General features: G+C 64.9%; 20 protein-coding genes. 9 read left to right on the forward strand and 11 right to left on the reverse strand.

From position 1 onward, the window contains the following. Positions 1–5: 5 nt before the first annotated feature. The 5 genes from WD767_10975 to WD767_10995 all read right to left on the reverse strand — a co-directional run bounded on the left by WD767_10975 (position 6) and on the right by WD767_10995 (position 4,317). A complete protein-coding gene (locus WD767_10975; GenBank protein ID MEX2616609.1) occupies positions 6–416 on the reverse strand; it encodes a polymer-forming cytoskeletal protein in 411 nt (136 codons plus the stop codon). A gap of 22 nt (positions 417–438) precedes the next feature. Continuing rightward, on the reverse strand, positions 439–2,121 hold the full coding sequence (locus tag WD767_10980) for a peptidoglycan DD-metalloendopeptidase family protein (GenBank protein MEX2616610.1): 1,683 nt from the start codon (positions 2,119–2,121) through the stop codon (positions 439–441). Between the two features lie 245 nt (positions 2,122–2,366). Further along, positions 2,367–2,987 carry a DUF3105 domain-containing protein gene (locus WD767_10985; protein ID MEX2616611.1) on the reverse strand — a complete coding sequence of 207 codons (621 nt, stop codon included), beginning with the start codon at positions 2,985–2,987 and terminating at the stop codon, positions 2,367–2,369. Positions 2,988–3,019: 32 nt separating this feature from the next. Then, complete coding sequence (locus WD767_10990; GenBank protein ID MEX2616612.1) at positions 3,020–3,292, reverse strand: hypothetical protein; 273 nt, start codon at positions 3,290–3,292, stop codon at positions 3,020–3,022. Between the two features lie 242 nt (positions 3,293–3,534). Next, on the reverse strand, positions 3,535–4,317 hold the full coding sequence (locus WD767_10995; protein ID MEX2616613.1) for an SDR family NAD(P)-dependent oxidoreductase: 783 nt from the start codon (positions 4,315–4,317) through the stop codon (positions 3,535–3,537). 56 nt (positions 4,318–4,373) lie between these two features. Between WD767_10995 and WD767_11000 the strand changes: the two genes are divergently transcribed. The 4 genes from WD767_11000 (at position 4,374) to WD767_11015 (ending at position 8,475) form a co-directional block, all read left to right on the forward strand. Then, positions 4,374–4,949 (forward strand): HD domain-containing protein, encoded by a 576-nt coding sequence (locus WD767_11000; protein ID MEX2616614.1) that lies wholly within the window; start codon positions 4,374–4,376, stop codon positions 4,947–4,949. A gap of 48 nt (positions 4,950–4,997) precedes the next feature. After that, entirely contained in the window at positions 4,998–6,407 is a 1,410-nt protein-coding gene (locus WD767_11005) for an amidase (protein ID MEX2616615.1), read from the forward strand. 11 nt (positions 6,408–6,418) lie between these two features. After that, a complete protein-coding gene (locus tag WD767_11010) occupies positions 6,419–7,825 on the forward strand; it encodes an FAD-binding oxidoreductase (protein MEX2616616.1) in 1,407 nt (468 codons plus the stop codon). A 278-nt stretch (positions 7,826–8,103) separates the two neighbouring features. Then, a complete protein-coding gene (locus WD767_11015) occupies positions 8,104–8,475 on the forward strand; it encodes a cytochrome c family protein (protein ID MEX2616617.1) in 372 nt (123 codons plus the stop codon). Between the two features lie 36 nt (positions 8,476–8,511). Here WD767_11015 and WD767_11020 read toward each other — a convergent pair whose 3' ends face one another. Together WD767_11020 and WD767_11025 are read right to left on the reverse strand one after the other, a co-directional pair. Next, positions 8,512–9,252 carry an SDR family oxidoreductase gene (locus WD767_11020; GenBank protein ID MEX2616618.1) on the reverse strand — a complete coding sequence of 247 codons (741 nt, stop codon included), beginning with the start codon at positions 9,250–9,252 and terminating at the stop codon, positions 8,512–8,514. Between the two features lie 39 nt (positions 9,253–9,291). Then, positions 9,292–10,122: a mechanosensitive ion channel domain-containing protein gene (locus WD767_11025; GenBank protein ID MEX2616619.1), complete on the reverse strand. Its 831-nt coding sequence runs from the start codon at positions 10,120–10,122 to the stop codon at positions 9,292–9,294. Between the two features lie 139 nt (positions 10,123–10,261). Here WD767_11025 and WD767_11030 point away from each other — a divergent pair, with 139 nt between their 5' ends. Beyond that, on the forward strand, positions 10,262–10,858 hold the full coding sequence (locus WD767_11030) for a DUF4202 domain-containing protein (protein MEX2616620.1): 597 nt from the start codon (positions 10,262–10,264) through the stop codon (positions 10,856–10,858). 27 nt (positions 10,859–10,885) lie between these two features. Here WD767_11030 and WD767_11035 read toward each other — a convergent pair whose 3' ends face one another. Further along, complete coding sequence (locus WD767_11035; protein ID MEX2616621.1) at positions 10,886–11,323, reverse strand: VOC family protein; 438 nt, start codon at positions 11,321–11,323, stop codon at positions 10,886–10,888. A 64-nt stretch (positions 11,324–11,387) separates the two neighbouring features. Further along, positions 11,388–12,464, reverse strand: coding sequence for an Ldh family oxidoreductase (locus WD767_11040; GenBank protein MEX2616622.1), 1,077 nt, complete (start codon positions 12,462–12,464; stop codon positions 11,388–11,390). Positions 12,465–12,630: 166 nt separating this feature from the next. Between WD767_11040 and WD767_11045 the strand changes: the two genes are divergently transcribed. The 4 genes from WD767_11045 to WD767_11060 all read left to right on the forward strand — a co-directional run bounded on the left by WD767_11045 (position 12,631) and on the right by WD767_11060 (position 15,581). Then, entirely contained in the window at positions 12,631–13,047 is a 417-nt protein-coding gene (locus WD767_11045; GenBank protein ID MEX2616623.1) for a cupin domain-containing protein, read from the forward strand. A gap of 249 nt (positions 13,048–13,296) precedes the next feature. Then, positions 13,297–14,406 carry an alpha-hydroxy acid oxidase gene (locus WD767_11050; GenBank protein MEX2616624.1) on the forward strand — a complete coding sequence of 370 codons (1,110 nt, stop codon included), beginning with the start codon at positions 13,297–13,299 and terminating at the stop codon, positions 14,404–14,406. A 202-nt stretch (positions 14,407–14,608) separates the two neighbouring features. Then, a complete protein-coding gene (locus WD767_11055) occupies positions 14,609–15,031 on the forward strand; it encodes a hypothetical protein (protein MEX2616625.1) in 423 nt (140 codons plus the stop codon). A gap of 136 nt (positions 15,032–15,167) precedes the next feature. After that, positions 15,168–15,581: a hypothetical protein gene (locus WD767_11060; protein MEX2616626.1), complete on the forward strand. Its 414-nt coding sequence runs from the start codon at positions 15,168–15,170 to the stop codon at positions 15,579–15,581. Positions 15,582–15,617: 36 nt separating this feature from the next. On the opposite strand, the gene WD767_11065 is transcribed toward WD767_11060, so the two are convergent. Beyond that, a complete protein-coding gene (locus WD767_11065) occupies positions 15,618–16,241 on the reverse strand; it encodes a thiamine phosphate synthase (protein MEX2616627.1) in 624 nt (207 codons plus the stop codon). Between the two features lie 121 nt (positions 16,242–16,362). After that, positions 16,363–20,745: a translocation/assembly module TamB domain-containing protein gene (locus WD767_11070; protein MEX2616628.1), complete on the reverse strand. Its 4,383-nt coding sequence runs from the start codon at positions 20,743–20,745 to the stop codon at positions 16,363–16,365. Between the last annotated feature and the right edge of the window lie 2 nt (positions 20,746–20,747).

Raw genomic sequence — 20,747 nt, forward strand, 5'->3', positions numbered from 1 at the left:
CCGGTCTACGACGCCGTCGCTTCCCCTTCCGGGTCGTCGGTCACGACAAGGCTGGGCCGGGAACCCGCATCGCGGCGCGGCTGCTCCGGGCTCGTGTGCTTGCACAGGCCCTCGATATGCGCGCCGGCTTCCACCGACAGGCTTTCGTGGAAGATGTCACCCGTCACGCGGGCCGTTGCGGTCAGCTCGACCGTCGCGGCGGTAATAGTGCCGTTGACGGTTCCGGAAATCCGGATCGTCTCTCCGGTAATTCCGCCATTGACGACCGCTGCGGCCCCCACGGTCAGCGTTGCCGTCGCGATATCCCCGTCGATGACGCCATCCAGCTGGATATCCCCTTCCGTCCGGATATCGCCGTGAATGCGGATGCCTTCGCTGAGGATTGATGGAATTTTCGGCTTTTCCCTATTTTCCAATAAGGTATCGGATGATTTTCCCTTATTCCTTGAAAACATATTTGCCAGCCTTGATAAATCGCATCGGATCCATCGCAATGTTGCCGTACAAAATTTCGTAATGCAAATGCGGACCCGTGCTGCGGCCGCTGCTACCCAGCAACGCGATCTTTTCCCGGTGGCCGATCCGCTGACCTTTTTTTACAAAAATCTTCCGTAAATGCGCGTAGCGACTGCGAATTCCGAACCCGTGGTCGATTTCGACCATTCTGCCGTACCGGCCGTTCCAGTTGGCAAAGACCACGGTGCCGGGCGCCGAAGCGTAAATCGGTGTATTCGCCGGTGCGGAGAAATCGATCCCGTCATGGATCGCCAGCTTGCCGGAAATCGGGTCCTTTCGCTTGCCGAAACCGCTGCCGATCCGAAAGGCGTCGACCGGGGCCACCAGCGGAATGGCGCGCAGGGCAATCTGCAGCATGCCGAGGCGGTTCAGCTTGTCGTCCAGCCCGGTGACCTTGCCGGCGAACCCGTCGCCCGCGACGCTGTCCGGCAGCGCGGCAATGAACGGTCCGCCCTTTCCCAGCAACTCCGTCTCCTCGACGCCGGCAACGATCGTATCCACGTTCAGCCCCGTCATCCCGACGATCCGCTCCGCGTTCTCGATCGAGCCGGCCGTCCGCTCGTTCAGGGTATCGATCAGCCCTAACCGCGCTTCGTGCAGCATGCTCAACCGGTCCAGAAGATACGCCGCCCGCGCCGCGAGAGGTTCGCGCGCCTTGTTGTATTCATCCGTGAGCCCGGTTTCCCGCGCCAGATGGGCGACGACGTCCTTCATGCTTGCTTCAAGCCGATTGCCGCGCTCCATTTCCGCCTTCATGGCGCCTTTCGTCGCCGCCAGACGCACATCCAGTTCGGCGCGCACCGCCGAGATCCGGTCATAATCCGCGCGCGACAGCGCCAGTTCCTGCCGGGTTTCCGCGACAAGCGTTTCCAGGTCCGCATTTTCGCGTTCCTTTTGCGCGATCGAACCCCGCGCGACCGCCAGACTTTCCGCCATTTCGGCGCGCGCGGCCCGGGCGCGCCGCAGTTTGTCCCGTTCTTCCGCCAGCGCCTGCGCAATTTCCTGCTTGTCGGCCTCCAGTTCCGCCACCGTTTCCCCGGATTGCCGCAAGGCGTTCTGCAACCGTTCCAGCCTGCCGACCAGAATAGCCCGTGCCTGATACCCTTTCTTGCGCTCGGCGGCGGCCTGCTGCAGGTCGGAGCGAATGGACTGCAGGGAATCCTTCAGCAGGGAGTCCAGGCTGGTCATGCTCCGGAGGTCCGTGTCCAGTTGCGACAGATGTTGCCGCATGACGCTCCGGGATTCGGTAATCGCCGCGATCTGACCGGTTTTCGTTGCAGTCGCGGCGGCCTCGGACAAGGTCTTCGACTCCAGTTCATCCGCCCATGAAAACTGGCGGACGAGGTCTTCCTGGTTCTGCCGCAGCTTGCCGGTGACCTCGGCGACCTTGCGCTGATAAATGACAATTTCGTCCAGCAGGTCTTCATACACGACCTGAGATTGCACCAAACGACTGTCGCGTTCGGCGATTAGCTGTTGTTTATAAAGGGAAAGCATGGTCCCGCCGGCGCCCCAGGCGATAACGAGCGCGACAAGCGCCGCAATGCCGATTTGCAGGCGCGGCGTCAGCCGCAAGAAATGGACGCGCCCGCTCGAGCGCAGCAACAGCTCCCGTTCGCGGAAAATCCGCGCGAGGACACGCCGTAGTCGTGACGTTTTCGTCGATGAACCTGCGCTGTCCACCCTGTTCACGCGGCCCCAAACACGTGACGTCTCGGCACTTTATCCATGGCATGCCCCATTCATGATCTACCTGTCGGTCTTTTATTTCCGAAAACGGTAAAATTTGCTGGTGGCGGAGACAAGCTGAATCAGCATGTCGCGCGAAATTTCTGAAATATCGCGGTGAATCAACGGACCGGGTTCTCCGGCCCGCGCCCCCTGAAGGCATCGATGAAGGCGGCCGCCGACTTTTCCTCGAATCTGTCCAGCCGCAGCGTCCGCCGCCAGGCCGTCAGGATCAGCTTTTCGCCCAGTCCCGCGCGCGGGACCGCGACAATGCCGCTCCACGGGCCATTGAACAGTCCGGCCCAGTCGCGCAACCGGTCCAGCACCGTGTCGCCTGGCGTGTCGTAGTAAATGACGATCATGCCGTGTTCGAGCGAATGCACCAGATTGACGCGACTTTGCGCGCTTTCATAGAACCCGGGATCGACCCAGACCGGGTAATGGCTTCCCGAGGTCGGCGGATCGGTCGCATACTGCAGCGGCTGGCCGACGGGAACATGGGCGCGCCCCTCGCTTGGCGCGACCTCTACCCGCGACAGCGCCGCCTGCCCCGACTGCGCCAGTTCCTCGAAGCTCGCGGCGCGGTTCTGGCTGCTGTAGAACCCGTAGGCGGCCGCCAGCAACGCCCCGCCGCAGGCCGCAAAGAACACGTATTTCCATCGGAACCCGCCCGAACCCTCCTTCCGGGCCGTTATTGTGGCCTTTGCCGGCCGTTTGCCGCCGCGTTTTGCTGACTTCGCCATTGTTTGCGCGTCCGTACCCTGAATACCGTGAACTAGTGAAGAGTCGCTTCTGTCGGCACAGGCAGCATCTTCTCCCGTTCCCGCCGTTCGTCGAATATCCGGTTGACCAGTTGCAGGACAACGGCCCGGCCCTCGTCGATACCGTGCTTTTCGCAATGCAGGATACAACCGGCAAGCAGCGAACCGTAGCAGACGGTATCCAGGTCCTTCATCGATTTCGCCTCGGCGATCATGTCGCGGGCGGCGGCGCCGAAGGTTTCGACGACCTGATCCAGAAACGCATATTCGGCATCCGGTTCAATCATGGGTAACCCTTTCCAGGATCAGATCGTGGCTGATGGAATCGCCTCCGGCGATCCGGCAGCCACGTGAATCTGATCTATCGTATTGTTAGATGCCGGCGTCGCGGCCCTCGCTGTTGTCCATCCTTCTTCGCGCAACCCCGGCGACGTTCTTCAACGAGGTTCCGACAATATAGCCCATTTTGCCGATGCAAACTGAAAATATCGTGAAGCTGAAAAGGGTTGACCCCGAACACGCCGCGCAATCACGCCCGATGCGCCAGCCGCCGCATCACCCGGGCGACGAGGCTGCGCAGCACGCGGCGGCGCAACAGGCCCGGCACGATCGTGACCCGGCGTACCGGATCGGTCACCAGCACGGTCCGCCGGCCCATCGCCGCAAGCGCCTGGCGGGCGACCGATTCCGCGCTCAGCATATAGGGCATTGTCCGGTCCGGCATGGCGGCGCGGTCAAAGAATTCGGTCCGCGTCCCGCCCGGACACAGCGCCAGCACATCGACGGGCTCGTCCCGCAGTTCCGCCGCCAGCCCCTCGGCGTAGAACAGGTCGAAGACCTTGCTGGCGGCATAGGTCGTCATGTAAGGCACGGCCTGGAAGGCGACGACGCTGGCCACGATCATGACACCGGCGCGGGTTCCCGTTTGCCGGGCGCGCGCCGTCATCCCCGGCAGCAGCGCCCGCGTCAGTTCGACCACCGCGGTGACATTCACCGCCGCCATTTCCAGTTCCGCCACCATGGGATTGTCCGCGATAGCCCCGAATCGTCCCAGTCCCGCATTGTTGACCAGGAAGTCGATCTCCAGCGCTTCGGCGCGGTCGATCACGGCGGCGCGCCCCGCATCCGTCGCCAGGTCGGCGACAACCGTTTCGACCTGCCGGCCGTCAGACGCCAGCCTGCCGGCCAGTTCGGCAAGTCTTTCGCGGTTCCGTCCCGTGAGCAGCAGGTGCGTCGTGACCGGCAGGGCTTCGGCAAGCGCCCTGCCGATACCGCTGGTCGCACCCGTAATCAATGCGTATCGGTACTGCATTTTCTCTATTCTCCCGTTACCGGCAGTCTACTATGCAGGCAACGGAAGGAACACATATGCGCGCCTGGCAAAGAATGCTGAGCGGACGGCGGCTGAACCTGCTGGAGCCTTCGCCGCTCGACATCGAAATAGAGGATATCGCCCACGGCCTGTCCCGCGTCGCGCGCTGGAACGGGCAGACCGACGGCGAATGGGCCTTTTCGGTAGCGGAGCATTCGGTGCTGGTCGAGAGCCTGACCCGGCGCTTCCGCAAGAATATTTCGCCGTCGTGGCGCATGGCCGCGCTGCTGCACGATGCGGCGGAATATGTCATCGGCGACCTGATTTCACCCTTCAAGGCCGCCGTCGGCTTTGACTACAAGGGCTTCGAGCACAGCCTGCAGAGCGCCATCCATATCCGGTTCGGCATCGCCCCCATTCCGCCGGAAAGCGCGCAGAAGCTGATCAAGCGGGCGGACCGCGCCTCGGCCTGGCTGGAAGCCGTGCAACTCGCCGGATTCACGCCGGCGGAGGCAAAGCAGATATTCGGCAGCCCGCGCGGCATTGATAACATCACGCTTTCGCCCGTTCCGCCGGCGCAGGCGAAACAGAAATTTCTCGACAGGTTCGAATTGCTGGCCGGAATGATTTAGGATCGTACCGACGCACCGCGTATCCCGGCCTTACAGGAGGTTTGCAGAATGTCCGTTGAGATCGCCCGGTTGCCGGCGACCGAACTGCTGCGGTGCTTCCGGCGCCGCGAACTGTCGCCCGTCGAGGCGACCCGGGCCGCGCTGGCGCGCATCGAGGAATGCAACGGCGTCGTCAACGCCTTCCGGATCGTCGACGGCGACCGCGCGATGGCGGACGCAAGGGCCTCCGAGGCGCGCTGGATGGCCGGCGCCCCGCTGGGACCGGTCGATGGCGTGCCGACCTCCGTGAAGGATATCGTGTTGACCAAAGGCTGGTCGACGCTGCGCGGCAGCAGGACCATCGACCCGGACCAGCCCTGGGAGGACGATGCGCCCAGCGTCGCGCGGCTGCGCGAAAGCGGCGCGGTTCTGCTGGGCAAGACGACGACCCCGGAATTCGGCTGGAAAGGCGTCACCGACAGCCCGCTTACCGGCGTCACCCGCAACCCCTGGCATACCGGCCGCACCCCCGGCGGCAGCAGCGGCGGCGCGGCGGCGGCGGCGGCGCTGGGAATGGGGGCGCTGCATATCGGCACCGATGGCGGCGGTTCGATCCGCATGCCGGGCGGCTTTACCGGCATTTTCGGCCTCAAGCCCAGTTTCGGGCGCGTGCCCGCCTGGCCGGGCAGCGTTTTCGGCACGCTGGCGCATATCGGCCCCATGACCCGCACGGTCGGCGACGCGGCGCTGATGCTGAACGTCCTGTCCGGCCCGGATGCGCGCGACTGGACCGCCCTGCCCGCCACCGGCCGCGACTACCGGGTCGGGCTGGAGGACGGCGTGGCCGGGTTGCGCATTGCGTTCAGCCCCGCGCTGGGCCGCGCCGATGTCGACCCCGAAATCGCCGCGCTGGTCCGTTCCGCCGTCGGGGTGCTGGAATCGCTGGGCGCGCATGTCACGGAAACCGATCCCGGCTTCGACGACCCCGCCGAGACATTCCGCCGCCACTGGTACAGCGCCGCGGCCTATATGGTGGGGACATTCCCGGCGGCGGACCGGAATCTGCTCGATCCCGGCCTGCAGGAGATCGCGGCGCAGGGCGCGGAAATCACCATGACCGAATATATGGAAGCGGTCACGGCCCGCAACAGGCTTGGCGAAACCATGTCGCGGTTCCATGACGAATACGACCTGCTGCTCACGCCAACCCTGCCGATCCCGGCCTTCGCCGCCGGGCAGGAAGCCCCGGACCCCGGCAGGATGCCGCGCTGGACCAGCTGGACCCCGTTCACCTATCCGTTCAACCTGACCCAGCAGCCTGCGGCGACGGTTCCCTGCGGCTTCAATAGCGAGGGGCTTCCGGCCGGATTGCAGATTATCGGCGCCAGGGATGCGGATGCGCTGGTGCTGCGCGCCGCGCGGGCCTATGAATCGGCCTGCCCGTTCCGCATGCCGGATTCGCCCAATATTCAGCATTGACCATGACCGCCATGACCAGATCGAAAATCGATACCGAAACGCTCGAAAAACTCAAACAGGCCGCCGGGCCCGGCGGATGGATCGAGGACGATGCCGGCAAGGCCGCCTATCTGGACGATTTCCGCGGGCTGTATCACGGCGAAACGCCGCTCGTGCTGCGCCCTGCCGATACACAGGCGGTTGCCGCGATCCTGAAAATCTGCGACGCGGCGTCCATCGGCGTTGTCCCGCAGGGCGGTAATACCGGCTATTGCGGCGGCGCCACGCCGAACCCGGACGGCAGCGAAATCGTCCTGTCCCTCGCCCGCATGAACCGGATCCGCGACATTGACCCGCTGGACAATTCGATCACCGTCGAAGCCGGTTGCGTATTGGCGGATATCCAGGCGGCGGCGGAAGAAGTCGACCGGCTGTTCCCGCTCAGCCTCGCGGCGGAAGGCAGTTGCCAGATCGGCGGCAACCTGTCGACCAATGCCGGCGGCACCGCCGTGCTGCGCTACGGCAACACCCGCGACCTGACCCTGGGGCTGGAAGTCGTCCTGCCGGACGGGCAGATCTGGCACGGACTGCGAAAACTGCGCAAGGACAACACGGGCTACGACCTGAAGCAGCTGTTCATCGGCGCGGAAGGCACGCTCGGGATCGTCACCGCCGCCGTCATGAAGCTGTACCCGCGCCCCCGCGAAGTCAGCACCGCCTTCGTGGCGCTGCGCGACGCCACGGCGGCGGTCACCCTGCTGGCCAGCGCCAAGGCGGCCAGCGGCGACGGCACCACCACATTCGAATACATGGACCGGGTCTGCCTCGACCTCGTCTTCGACCGCGACCCGGATCAGCAGGATCCCTTCGGCGAGGCGCATGGACATTACGCGCTGATCGAAATGTCGGCCGCCTCGGAGGTGATGGAAACCATGCTTGGCGCCGCCTTCGAGGCCGGCGAAATTCAGGATGCCGTCATTGCCAGCAGCGGCGCGCAGCGGTCGGCGCTGTGGCGACTGCGCGAACTCATCCCGGAATCGATGAACCATGCCGGCGGCGTCATCCGCCACGACGTCTCGGTGCCGGTTTCCATGGTGCCGGAATTCCTGGATCGGGCGCGTATCTGCGCCCGGGACACCATCGACGGCGTCCGCATCGGGCCGTTCGGTCATATCGGCGACGGCAATATCCATTTCAATCTGGTGCAGCCGGTCGGCGGCGACAAGGCGGCGTTCCTGGCCCGCACCCACGATATCGAGGTCGGCATTCACGACATCGCGACGGCGCTGGAGGGCAGTTTCAGCGCCGAACACGGTATCGGGCAGTTGAAGCGCGACGAGCTGGCGCGCTACAAGTCGGATATCGAACAGGACCAGATGCGGCGCATCAAACAGGCCTTCGACCCGAAGGGAATCATGAATCCCGGCAAGGTCCTGTAACCCGACACGATCTGTAGCAACTGCCTGAAGCGCCGTCCTTAAAGCAAATCGTGATTAATCGGAACCACCCGGGTGATTCCGATTAACACGTGAATTTGCTTTTAATCCAAAAAAATAGAGGCGGATTTATATTGTATTGTCAGGATATTGACTGTTATCCGGCGGCGCGCGTTGCGGCGATATGGCGCAAGTCGCTGCGGTTGATCCTCTCCGGAGCGCCCCTTAGATAGCAGGCGAGACAAATGGCTGAAGCAATTTATCGCTGAGGGAGAATTCGCATGCGTAACGTCCTGCTGGTGGCTTTCGGCGCAGCTCTGGGTTTCGGCGCCCTGTCCGCCCATGCCGCCGACCTGGCCGAGGGCGAAAAGGTATTCAAGAAATGCAGGGCCTGCCACGCGCTGGAGGAAGGCAAAAAAAAGGTGGGACCGACGTTGTTCGGCATCGTCGGGGCCCCGGCCGCCGGCATGAAGGGGTTCAACTATTCCGCTGCGATGAAGAATTCCGGCCTCACCTGGGACGAGGCGACGCTCGATTCCTATCTTGAAAACCCGAGGCAGTTCATCAAGGGCAATCGCATGGCCTTCCCGGGCCTGAAAAAACCGGAAGATCGTGCAAACGTCATCGCCTACATGAAGGGATACGGCAGGTAGCACCTGTCCCCGCGCCCTGCGGCGGGCCGCGCCGGATCAGCGAAATACGATCCCGCCATCGACCTGGATAATCTGGCCGTTGATGAAGCTGGCGCCGCCGCTGCACAGGAACGCGATGGCGTGCGCGACTTCTCCGGGTAGACCGAAGCGTCCCAGCACCGCCTCCGCGGCGGCCGAATTGCCGCGTTCGCGGATGATGCCCTCGGTCATCCGGGTCACGATAATGCCCGGCGCGACCGCATTGACATTCACGTCCGGAGCAAATTTCTTCGCCAGCGACCGGACCAGCCCGTGCAGTCCCGCCTTCGCCACGCTGTAGGGCGTGTAATCCGGCGACCCGCGCCCGGCGGCAATGGAGGTGGTAAAGACCATCCGTCCCGCTGCGCCCTTTTCCCGCCTGCGGTCATAGGCGACAGCCATATCATACGCCGTTTTCAGATTGACCTGTATCGCCCGGTCCCAGACGTCCTGCTTCGCCGGATCGAACGGGTCCGGTTCGAACAGACCGGCCAGGTGGACCAGGCCGTGCGGCGCCTCCCCCGCCGAATCGAACGCCGCCGCGCAGGCCGCGGGCCCATCCAGCGCCGAAACATGGGTGGTGACCCGCCCTGTCCCACCGTCCAGCCCCGCCGCGGCCGCCGCCAGCGCTTCTTCGCGCAGATCGACCAGATGGACATGCGCGCCGCCGGCGATGAGTAGCGCCGCGCATTCGACGCCGATGCCGCCGGCGGCGCCGGTAACGACAATCGTCCGGCCGGCAAAATCATATCGGTTCATCGCCTCTGCCTCCCTGTGGCGGGTATTGCCCCGCCAGAATCAGTCCGCCGCCGCGTTGACGATGTGCACGGTGCGCTGCGGATAGGGAATATTGATGCCTGTTTCGTCGAAGCGTTCCTTGATCGCCTTGGTCAGGCCGAATTTCAGGCCCCAGTAATCGGCGGCCTTGCACCAGACCCGCACCGTCAGGTCGACGGAATTATCGCCAAGCCCGCTCACCGCAACGAGCGGTGCCGGCTCGGGCATGGCGCGGTCGTCCGCCTCGATCAGGCCGATCACCTCGGCGAACGCCTTGTTGATGTCGTCGTCGTAGCCGATACCGACCGCGATATCGACCCGGCGCGTCGTATGGTGGCTGTAATTGACCACCGACGAACCCCAGACCTGCCCGTTGGGCACGACGATATGCACATTGTCCGGGGTCGCCATTTCCGTGACGAAGAGGGTGATTTCCTTCACCGTGCCCGCCTGGCCGCCGACCTGGACATAGTCGCCGACCTTGAACGGGCGAAACAGCAGCAGCATGACGCCGGCGGCGACGTTGCTGAGCGTGCCCTGCAGCGCCAGACCGATGGCCAGTCCGGCCGTGCTGAGAACGATCAGCAGGCTCGCCATTTCCACCCCGAACTGCGACAGCACGGCGATAACGGTGACGACAAGAACCAGGTAGCGGGTGGCGCTGACGGCGAAGCGCCTGAGGGTTTCATCCATTCTGGCAACGCGCCCCAGCGCCCGGCTCACCGAACCGGAAACCCACCCGGCGGCGATCCAGCCGATCACCAGTATGGCGATCGCGCCAATCACGTCGAGGCCGTAGACAGTAACGACCGCCATCGCCTCGTCGAAACCTTCGCTGATACTCTGATCCATTTCGGTCATCCCTGTTGAGTACGTAGCCGCCCGGACCGCATCCCCCGGAAACGGTAACCTTTAAATACGCCGGTAGAAGATTTATGATCTTTTAAAATCCCGCTTCCGCAATATCGAGAGAAATCTGGGTCCGCTGTCGATGTCCGATACCGAACAGGCAATATTCCCGGCCGCGATAGCCGCGATTGACGCTGCGAACGCGGAAGACCCCAACACCGTCACTGTCGACGGCAGGATCCGGCCGGCGGAACTGGTGTACTCGGAACGCATGACGGCGGCGCTCGGCCGTTTCGCGCCGGACGCCCCGGAGCCCCTGCGGCTGGCGGCCCGGGCGCAGCATCTGCGGCGCTGGCAACTGCCCCGCCGCGACTACCCGATGGACCGCACCGGTTACCTGCGCTGGCGTACGGAGCTTAAAAACCGGCACGCGAACCAGACCGCCGAAATCCTGGCCCGCTGCGGCTATGGCGACGACGCCATCGCGCGCGTCAGGAGCCTGATCCGCAAGGAGCGCCCGAAGAGCGACCCGGATTCCCAGACGCTGGAGGACGTCATCTGCCATGTCTTCCTGCAGTATTACCTGGCGGATTTCGCCGCCAAACATGAAGACTCCAAGATTGTCGATATCCTGCGCAAGACCTGGGGCAAGATGTCGGCGGAAGGCCAGCAGGCGGCGCTCGCCCTGCCGCTGGCGGATGACATGAGGGCGCTCGTCGCGCAGGCCCTGAAAACCTGACGATCCCCGAAACAGGCGCGCGGACGTTCAGAGCGCCAGCGGCTGCGCCTGCGCGACCCGCTGCGGCTCGGTTTTCCAGATATCGGAGCCGTCCACATAGACCTCGATGCCGTTGCCGTCCGGGTCGTTGACATAGATCGATTTCGACACTTCATGGTCGACGATCCGCTGCACCGTGACGCCGGCCGCTTCCAGATCCGCCTTGGCTTTCCTCAGGATTTCCAGGTCGTCACCGAGCCGGAACGCGACATGCGCCAGACCTGCGGTATTCCCGGCCGCCGGCGGCGCATCCTCGCCGACCGACGCAATGGCGAAATCATGGTGATCGCCGAGACTGAAAAACACCATCTGCCGTTCCGGGTAGCGGGCGCAGACCGGCAGGCCGAGAATGCCGCTGTAGAACGCTTCGGCGCGTTCCAGATTACTGACCCTGAGCACAACATGACCGAGTGACTGCACTTTCATGGCACAAATCCTCCCTGTGCGAACGCTGCGACATGTTAGCGCAGTTTATCCGCGCAGGCGAGCGTCAGTTGCCGAGGATGAAGGGCGCGCCGCAGGCTTCCGCCACCTCGCGCACTTCGCGCGCCAGCGTGTCCGTCATCGGAATCCCGTTCGCCATCCGCTCGATCCGCGACTTGTGCTCCGGGTCGCCGGCGACGAGGACCGGCTGCGACGGATCCAGCGGCGGCGTTGCATGCAGCATATCGATCAGATCGTCCAGTTCGTCCTCGAATTCGCCGTCCTCGCGGAAGGCGCGCGGATTAATGGCCAGCATGAAATGGCCGACATTGATGTATTTTTCGCGCTTGCCGGTTTTCAGGTTGTAGCCGCCGATGAAGGAGCCCGACAGCACGCTGGACAGGATATCGACCATCATCGCCAGCCCGTAGCCCTTGTGGGAACCCAGTTCGCGCGTGCCGCCCAGCGGCGACAGCCGCTTCGGCGAGGCATTCAGCGCGGCGACCGGATCGGTCGTCGGCACGCCGTTCTCGTCCGACGCCCAGCCGATCGGAATTTCCTTCTCCGCCCGGCGCGCGATATTCAGCTTGCCGACCGCAATCGTGCTGGTCGCCATGTCGAGCGAGAAATCGTCATTGCGTTTGGCCGGCGCGGCGAAGGCGATGGGATTGGTCGAATAGCGCGGCTCCTTCGCAAAGGTCGGCAGCACGGCGCGCTGGGTCGTGCCGGTCATGCAGATGCCGATCAGGCCGCGCGCGCTGGCCATCGTGGAGTACACGCCCGCCGCGCCGAAATGGTTCGCGTTGCGCACCGTGACCGCGCCCACGCCGAACTGCTCCGCCTTGTCGCAGGCCAATTCCATGCCGCGCGTCGCCGGCGCATGCCCCAGCCCGTGATCCGCATCGATCAGCGCGATGGCGCCGAAATCGCGGACCACCCTGATATCGGGGTTTACATTGACCGCGCCGGCGCCGCGCCGTTCCGCATAGGTCGGCAGCATGCCCACACCGTGCGAATCGATCCCGCGCAGGTCGCTTTCGACCATGTTGTTTACGACGATCGCGATCTGATCCTCCTCCATGCCCCAGGCGCGGTAGATTTCGGTGAGTTGTTTGCGCAGGGTTTCATGTGCAACGGTAATCATGGTCGGCTTCCTTTTTTTTCGTGTTATGGCGTGAATCTGCTCCAAGATTCGCTTAAGCTACTGACACGCCGGTAACGGAGCGTCAATATCGTCCGCCGCGAACCGCTTCCCTTTCCCGCTACAGGTGTTAAGCTTCCCTACCGGATTCGAGGAGAGGAGAATCGTCATGCAAGAGAGAAACTGGGATTTCTTCCACAGCAAGGCATCGGAAGCGACCTGGACGCCGGGTCTGCGGGAGATATTCGAATATCGCGACCTTGGCTACAAGGACGCCACCAAGGGCGACTACGTGGCCCATATCGTGCGCGCCAACGGCAAGGAAATGTCGGACGAGGTCCAGGAATGGCACCGCCATATCTGTGATTTCCAGTTCGTCTACGTGCTCGATGGATGGGCGGAATTCGAATATGCCGGCCATGGCGTGCACCGGATCGAAAAAGGCGACTGCATCCAGCAGACCCCGCTGATTCCGCACCGGGAAATTGCCTGCTCGAAGGATTTCGCGGTTCTCGAAATCGTCTCGCCGGCGAATTTCAAAACCGAAATCGTCGACGCGCCGGAAGCCAGCGAAGCCGCCGATTAGACGGCAACGCCCGGCACAATAGCCCCCGGAACCTGCGGCAGCGGGTTCGGAGGCGGAATGCGTCCCGGTTTCCGCGGCGCCGCACCAGGACCTGCGGGGTCGGCGCCGGCGTCCTGTAATACCGCTCCACGATATCGAAGCAATGCGCGTCGGGCAGCGTCGTCAGCGCCGCCTACTTGTGCGGGCCGCTTCGCCCGGCCTAGGATCGCCGCCCCGAACTACAATCAGCAGGTCACGGAGAGCAAATCAGTGAGCGATATAACAGACGACCCGAACGCCGCCGACAGCGAGTTCTACACATTGCACGAAATCGTCGCCAGGGCGCAGAAGAACCTGCCGCGCGACCAGTGGGACTACCTTGTCGGCGCGACGGAAACCGAAACCACCCTGCGGCGCAACCGCCAGGCGCTGGACACCATCGCGTTCAAGCCGCGGGTCTGCCGCAACGTGCTGGATGTCGATGTTTCCGGATCCCTGCTGGGCCAGAAAATGCGGATACCGGTGCTTCTGGCGCCGATTGGTTCGCTGGAATCCTTCCATCCGGGCGGCGGCGCCACATCGGGCCAGGCGGCGGAGGCATTCGACATCGTCCACATGCTCAGTTCGCGCTGCGCGCCGGGGCTGGAGGAAACCGCCGCCGCAGCCGACAACAAGCGCATCTTCCAGCTCTATGTCCGGGGCGACGCGGCGTTCGAGGATGACCACGTCAAGCGCGCCATCGACAATGGCTACTACGCCTTCGCGATCACGGTCGATTCGTCCCATTACAGCCGCCGCGAGCGCGATCTCGCGAACCGCTTCGCCAAGCCCTGGCGGGTCAGCGCGACGGGCATGGAGTACCAGGCGCTCTATACCTGGGACAACGTCAAGCGCTTCAAGGACAAGCATGACGTCCCGCTGATCCTGAAGGGTATCGGCACGGCGGAAGACGCCGCCCTGTGCGTCGAACACGGCGTCGACGGGGTCTATGTCTCCAATCATGGCGGGCGGCAGCTCGACCACGGGCGCGGCTCCACCACCGTCCTGCCCGAAGTCGTCAAGGCCGTCGCCGGCAAGGCGGCCGTCATCGTCGATGGCGGCTACTATCGCGGCACCGATATCGTGAAGGCGATCGCGCTTGGCGCGGATGCCGTCGGGATCGGCCGCATGCAGGGCTACGGCCTCGCCGCCGGCGGCAAGGACGGGCTGGTGCGGGTCCTGCAACTGCTGGAAGAGGAAATGCGGCTGGCGATGGGTCTGCTCGGCGTCACCAGCCTCGACCAGCTCGACAGCAGTTATCTGGAAACCGCGGCGCCGGTCAGCGAGGCGCATGTTTCCAGCGGCTTCCCGCTGGTCGAACTGCAGATCAACCGTTATTGAATCGGACTGCCTTCAATCGGACGCGACTACTGCGTCCGATTGAAGGCGCGAATCCGCCGGGCCGGCGAAGGGGACGCGCGCGACGAAACCGGCCGCAAAAAATATTTTTTGCGGCCTATTTAATACCGGAAAGCTTCGCCGTATATTGATACGTTGGCGTTTGGAATACGCCTGACGTTTTTGTCCGGGAGTTCCCCGCATCATGTATGCCGTCATTGGGACACTGCTTTTCGCGGTGGCGGTTACCCTCTTCACCTGGTCCGCCCTGCAATACCGGCAGCCGGTCCCGGCGCGCTGGACGATAATTCCGTCCGCCGCCATGGTCCTCGCCCTGGCCAGCACCGTTGCATTACTGTTATCCGCCTCGTTTTACGGCCTGGCCTATCTTGGCGCGGCTGATACAAACGCGATGTCGGCGCCTGTCATCGCGGCATTGGCGGCCGTGATCGGCGTCGGCGTCTTCGCCATGCGCCGGATGATCGTGCAGTGGCGCGACTTGGGCCGGGGCCGGACCGTCTTCGTGGCCGGCCGATCCGGGCCGGCAAACGATGCGAACCCGGGCGGACGAAATCCGGTTGCGGGCGCGCCGTCCAGCCCGAAACCGCGCCGCCAAGAGGCCGCCTGAGCCAACCACCACGGACACCGCACAAACCGCGACGTCCCGCCATCCGCACAGCAATGCGGCGGCGAGCCGCGCGGGACCGGTGAGCACCTCGTTACCCGAACTCGAACCCGCTGTTATACGGAGCAACACAAATATCATGGCCATTATCATTGGAACCCTGCTGACGACGATGGGCATCGCCCTGTTCAGCTGGTCCGTTCTGGAGTTCCAGCGGCCACGGCCGCCCCTTTGGACAAAGCAGGAAAACTACGCCATCAGTTTTTCCGTCGCCATCACCGCATTGTTTGCCCTTGGCATAGCCAGCTTTATCCACGGCGCCACGCAGGAAGCCCAGGCCATGCCGGGCGTCCTGGGATGGGTCGCCGTCGCGGCGACATGCGGCATCTTCGCTGCTTTCATGATCGGGCTGACCCGCTGGTGGAAGCGGGTTCGGAACGAGAGCCCGGCTGCGGATTTTTCCGCCGACGGCGTCCTGTCAGCGAAACCGGCAAACGATCCCAGCCGCGCCATGAAGACGAAAGCGCAGGGCAGCCGCACCAGGGCGGCCTGACCGGGCCCGCCGGGGCCGCACCGCAAGGGAAAACGGTCAGGGCGCCTGCGTTGCAAGCGCGGCAATCAGATCCGAAACCACGCGCCCCGGCGTTTTCGACCGCATGACGGACCCCATGACGGCAACGCCGGCCGCGCCGGCGAGGATACACGCCGCCGCGTTGTCGACGGTAATCCCGCCCAGCGCCAGGACAGGCGCCCGCACCGACGCCACGATCTCCGACAGCCCGTCAATTTCCAGCGCGGGACCGTAACCGGGCTTGCTTTGGGTTTCGTGGACCGGACTTGCCGTGACATAATTCGCGCCCTCGGCCACGGCCTGCATTGCCTCCGCCACCGAATGCGCGGAAACGCCGATCAGGGTCTGCGCCCCCATCACCCGGCGAATGGCCGATACCGGATGCCCCTGCGGCAGGTGGACGGCGCGAACGCCGCGGATCGATGCCGCCGTGTAGTCGCCGTTGATCGAAATCGTCGCGCCGTACGAGCCGGCGGCTTCCTGAATCGTCTCGATCAGCGGGCACAGCTCCGCCGTCGCAAGATTCTTTTCCCGCACCATGATCCAGCGGCAGCCCGCGTCGAGGACCTGCACCAGAATTTCGTCGAAGGGCAGGCTCGTGTTCTGCCGGTCGGTTATGACGAGAAGTGACGGCGCGGCCATGTCTACCTGTGTGTTCCTGCCCGCGACACGGCGCGGCGACTGAATTCTAGATCAGAATGAATCTATCCGCGGCATTATTTGTCAAATAACATCCGTAACCGACAGCCAACCATGATCTGATCTAGTAATCGTACTTCCAGTTCAGCCCGACATTGCCGCTTTCCGACCCGCCGACACCGATATCGACGGAAACGTTCGGCAGCACTTCCACTTCCACGCCGACCTGCTGCGACCCCGGTTCGGTTCCCTGCGATACCGACAGGTAAACTTTGTCGTTAATATACTTTCCGGCCTTCAGCGTCGCACCGCCCCCGTCTTCGCCGCCCGTCTCGATGCTCAGAACATCCACGCCGAGCGCCTTACGGACCCTGTCCACCACGTTCGCACCGCGTCCGCCGGACAGACTCGCCGCCGTCTGGGCCAGCTGCAGCGCCTGTACGGCGGACAGCTGGCCGGTCGACTGGCCGAACAGGATCCGCGCCAGGACTTCCTCCTGCGGCAGGGGCGGTTCCGAGGAAACGGTGATGGTCGGTTCCGACGCCTTGCCTTCCAGCCGCACCCGCGCAAGCAGATCCGGGAGCGTTGCTTCCGCGACCACGTTGATTTCCGGCTCCAGTGATTGCCCATCGCCAAGGGAAACCGTGCCGGATTGCACGACGAAGGTCTTGCCGGCAAAGGCGAAGGTCCCCCGCACGATATTGAGGTTCCCGGAAACCTCCGGATCGGCGCTTGTGCCGCCGACATGAAGCCTGCCCTCCCACTCCGATTCCAGCCCGCGCCCGCGAACGAAACTGCGGCCGGGAAATGCTATGGACAGGTCGAGCGCCACGGAAAATGGCTCGGACGGGTCCGGATCGGCAGGCGCGGCCGGTGTCGCGCCCTCGCCTTCCGGCAGGTTGACTTCGATGACATCCAGTTCCGCGACATTCTCCGGAAGGCGGTCGGGAATACGGATTTCCGCGCTGTCGACGGTCAGGCTGCCGCCCAGGGTCGGCGCGGCAAGCGATCCCGACAGGCCGATCGTGCCCGACGTGACGATTTCGGCCTCCGCCCGGTGCAGGACCGTAAACCGGTCCAGATCCAGTTCCAGCGTCCCTTCCGTATTCTCCGCCCCGGCAATGGCGACCGCGCCAGACCCCGTCAACTGGCCCTCCCGGCCGTCCGATGCGCGGAACGTGACGATCCGGGCCTCGCTGCCGGTAAATTCGATATGCCCTTCGATATCCTGGACGACGACGCCGGTTGAAACACCTTCATAGGCGCCCCCTGACAGTCTCAGATCGCCCTGCAACTCGGGACGGGCCAGCGTGCCGGCAATGTTCGCCCGGGCCGATACGGCCCCCTCCAGCCGGTCTCCGCCGAGCGGGACAATGCGTTCGACCGTCGTCAGGCTGCCGGACGCCTCGATACGGCCGGACAGGTTCTGCCCCGCCGCCCCGCCAAACCCCGGCGGCTCCAGCGAGAGCAGGGCCGTGGTCTGCAGTTCGGCCGATACGCGCGTTTCCTCCGGACCGGTCAGTTCCAGCCCGGCCCGCAGGCCGTCATCGCCCTGCCGCACATCGACGGCAATGGTCAGTCCGGCGAAAGCAGCCTGGGGGATGTCCCGGGGCCGCAATCCGTCGGCGGTCAGGTTCACGGACAGGACCGGCTGGCGCCGGCTGCCGCTGGCCGTCATGGTTCCCGAAATCGAGCCATCGAGGTCCAGTTGCGGGATGAACAGCGCTGCAATGGCGACCGGCAGTCCCCCGATCCTGCCGCTGGCTTCAACGGATTGCGGCTGCAGCGCCAACGTGAGATCGATCTGCCCGGGGCCGAATGCAAGCGTCAGCGGCCCCGCGGACAGGGCATCCGGCTGCCACGCCACCCGCGCGGGCGCACGCAGCGCGAAGGGGTATTCGCCCACCGTGCCGTCAAGCCGCTGCACATCCGTCGTCACGGCGTCACCGACCGCCGCCGTGTCGCCGGCAGCGGCGAAGGAAACCGGAACGCCAAATTCCCCCGACGCGGACGCGGTCCAGCCGAGATCGGCCAGCGTACCGTCCAGGGCGATATCCGCGCGCGACAGCACACCGCCGCCGGCGCGGACGTCCACGGCGCCCAGCGTACCGTCGAAACCCGGCGTCCCGAAGGCATCGCTGATGTGCAGCGCGAGCTTTATTTCCCGTGCCAGCAGCGGTTCCGAATCGTCGGCGGAAATCCCGATACCGGCGCCCGTCACCGCCAGATCTATACTCTGGGTGCGGCCCGCCCGCAGGGCGATTTCCGCATTGGCGGCCCCGACGAGGCCCGGCGCCAGCATTTCCAGCGGCAGGTCCGACAGGTCGTTCAGCCGCGCGGACAGCGCGCCATTCACCTGCAATCCGGCCAGCCCGATGCGGGCATTGCCGGTGACGGCGTTGCGGCCCAGCGTGATATCGACTCGGCTGACCGTGACATCGTCCCCTGCCGCCGTGAGCGCAATATTGCCGTCGAGCCTGCGGTTGCGGACCTGGCCCGTGAGCCGGATGCCCGCCGTCGCCGCCGCATCGCGGATCGCGGCATCGAGTGTCGCGGCGATGGCGCCGACGGGTTCGCCATCGACGCTCAGACCGGCGATATCGGCGCGCGCTTCAATGTCCGGCGCCGCGACCGCCCCCTGCGCCGTGCCCTCGATCCGGATGTTCCCGGCCAGCGGCACGCCCGCGAGCGGCGACAGTCGCGCGATATCGTCGACCGCCGCCGAATAGGCCACGGACATCGTGTCGAACGCGGCGCTTATCCGGCCGGTGGCGGAGAGCCGCCCCAGCGCGGTCTGGATATCCGCGCGGGTCACGGTCAGCCCCGCATCGTCCTGCCAGGCGATATCCGTATCGAAGGAAACGGACTGTCCCAGCACGGCCGGCACCCAGCCGTCGCCCGAGGCGATCCCGCCCAGGGTCCCGGCGGCGCTCGCCTGCGCCTGCTCCATCGCCGCACCGACGTGAAACGTTCCGGCGGCGTTGAGCGCGCCATTCACTGCCAGCGCATAGTCCGCGGCGATTTCGCCGATCTGCGGCAGCCCGACCGTATAGGTGCCGTCGAGCGCGCCGTTCTGTTCGCGCACCGCGTCGACCTGAACGGTCGCGCCGCCTGCGGTTGTCAGTACCGCGCCCAGAAAGGGGATGCCGCCATTGTCCAGGATCAGGCTGTCGACCTGTAGCGCGACGGAATCGCCGAGCAGCGCCGGCGGCACGATCCCGCCCGTATCCAGCCCGCCGAAGTTCAGCGAGGCCCTGGCGGAGGAACTTTCGTCGCCAAGCAGCGCAAGGGCGAAATCGCCATCCATCGTGGCAATCCTGACAGCCTCATGGGCGAATTCCCGCACGGCGAGAGTCGCCGCCAGCGCCGGCCGCTCGACGGTGCCGGACACCGTGGCGTCGACCTGCGCCGTTTTCACCGTCACACCCTCTAACCGGAGCGGCTCGCCCGACGGAGTCCGGATGCCGGCGCCGATCTGCGCCTCGATCGCCCCGCCGTCGAAACGGTATCGGCCGTTACCCTCGACCGAGATATGGCCGTTTTCCGCTGTCAGGTTGCCGAGGGTGAGGTCCTCTCCCGGACGGAACGCCAGGTCGGCCTGAAGCGCGAATTGCGGCCCGGCCAGGCCGCGCAGTGGTTCGGGCAGCAGCGCCGCAAACTCCGAGACGCCGGTCACCGATACCGTGGCGCCGGGACCGGCGATGGCGACAACCAGATCGGCCCGGGCGCTGGCCAGCGTCCCGGCGGCGGCGGTGAGCTGTCCTGTCCATTTCTCCGGCGGGCCCTCGCCGCCCAGTTCGATGGACAGCGGCGTCTTTTCCGGCAGGCCGGCAAGCCGCCCGATCAATCCGCCATCGGGTTCGTCGATCCGGGCCTGGAGGGTGAACCGGGCCGGGCGGGCGCGATAATCCAGGTCGATATCCGCCAGACCCGTGGCGCCGTCGGTTCGCGCCAGGTGCAGGTCGACGGCCAGGCCGTCGAGATCACTGTCCAGTTCGAGCGCGCCGTTCAGGGCCAGCTGCATCGGTTCGCCGAACATCGCCGAGCCCAAATCGATTTCGCCGACCCGCAGCGCCGCCAGCCGGACGCCGAGCGGAATGGCGGGCGGACCGTCGGACGCCGCCTCGTCTTCCGCCGTCTCCGCGCCGTCGAAGAAGCCGCTATCGGCGATGCGCCGGATTTCCACCCGCTCGATATCCACCACCCCGCGGAGCAGCGAGAGGGGATTCCACGTCGCCTGCAGGCCGGCGATCGCCAGGGCGCCGCCGGCCGTGTTCTCCACCGCGATCCCGTCCACGCCGAACGTGCCGAACACATTGCCCTCCAGCCCTGTGACCCGGACGGTCATGGTCTCGTCCGATGCGGCAGATTCGATCTGGCGCGCGATCAGGCCACGCCCGAAATCCGTTTGCGCAACAGCAAAGATGCCGCCCAGCGCAACCAGAACGGTGGCCACAAGTCCGGCGGCGGCCATCGCCGCGCGGCGCAGGATAACGACCTTATTCATGT

It is taken from the genome of Alphaproteobacteria bacterium (genome assembly GCA_040905865.1).
In the GTDB taxonomy this organism is placed as follows: Bacteria; Pseudomonadota; Alphaproteobacteria; order UBA8366.

Bases quoted from the DNA above. Each gene is read 5' to 3' on its own strand.
- WD767_10995 (MEX2616613.1), bottom strand. From the start codon at position 4,317: ATGCAGTACCGATACGCATTGATTACGGGTGCGACCAGCGGTATCGGC.
- WD767_11020 (MEX2616618.1), bottom strand. From the start codon at position 9,252: ATGAACCGATATGATTTTGCCGGCCGGACGATTGTCGTTACCGGCGCC.
- WD767_11060 (MEX2616626.1), top strand. From the start codon at position 15,168: ATGGCCATTATCATTGGAACCCTGCTGACGACGATGGGCATCGCCCTG.
- WD767_11055 (MEX2616625.1), top strand. From the start codon at position 14,609: ATGTATGCCGTCATTGGGACACTGCTTTTCGCGGTGGCGGTTACCCTC.
- WD767_10990 (MEX2616612.1), bottom strand. From the start codon at position 3,292: ATGATTGAACCGGATGCCGAATATGCGTTTCTGGATCAGGTCGTCGAA.
- WD767_11015 (MEX2616617.1), top strand. From the start codon at position 8,104: ATGCGTAACGTCCTGCTGGTGGCTTTCGGCGCAGCTCTGGGTTTCGGC.
- WD767_10985 (MEX2616611.1), bottom strand. From the start codon at position 2,987: ATGGCGAAGTCAGCAAAACGCGGCGGCAAACGGCCGGCAAAGGCCACA.
- WD767_11005 (MEX2616615.1), top strand. From the start codon at position 4,998: ATGTCCGTTGAGATCGCCCGGTTGCCGGCGACCGAACTGCTGCGGTGC.
- WD767_11025 (MEX2616619.1), bottom strand. From the start codon at position 10,122: ATGGATCAGAGTATCAGCGAAGGTTTCGACGAGGCGATGGCGGTCGTT.
- WD767_11045 (MEX2616623.1), top strand. From the start codon at position 12,631: ATGCAAGAGAGAAACTGGGATTTCTTCCACAGCAAGGCATCGGAAGCG.
- WD767_11000 (MEX2616614.1), top strand. From the start codon at position 4,374: ATGCGCGCCTGGCAAAGAATGCTGAGCGGACGGCGGCTGAACCTGCTG.
- WD767_11030 (MEX2616620.1), top strand. From the start codon at position 10,262: ATGTCCGATACCGAACAGGCAATATTCCCGGCCGCGATAGCCGCGATT.
- WD767_11010 (MEX2616616.1), top strand. From the start codon at position 6,419: ATGACCAGATCGAAAATCGATACCGAAACGCTCGAAAAACTCAAACAG.
- WD767_11070 (MEX2616628.1), bottom strand. From the start codon at position 20,745: ATGAATAAGGTCGTTATCCTGCGCCGCGCGGCGATGGCCGCCGCCGGA.
- WD767_11035 (MEX2616621.1), bottom strand. From the start codon at position 11,323: ATGAAAGTGCAGTCACTCGGTCATGTTGTGCTCAGGGTCAGTAATCTG.
- WD767_11040 (MEX2616622.1), bottom strand. From the start codon at position 12,464: ATGATTACCGTTGCACATGAAACCCTGCGCAAACAACTCACCGAAATC.
- WD767_11065 (MEX2616627.1), bottom strand. From the start codon at position 16,241: ATGGCCGCGCCGTCACTTCTCGTCATAACCGACCGGCAGAACACGAGC.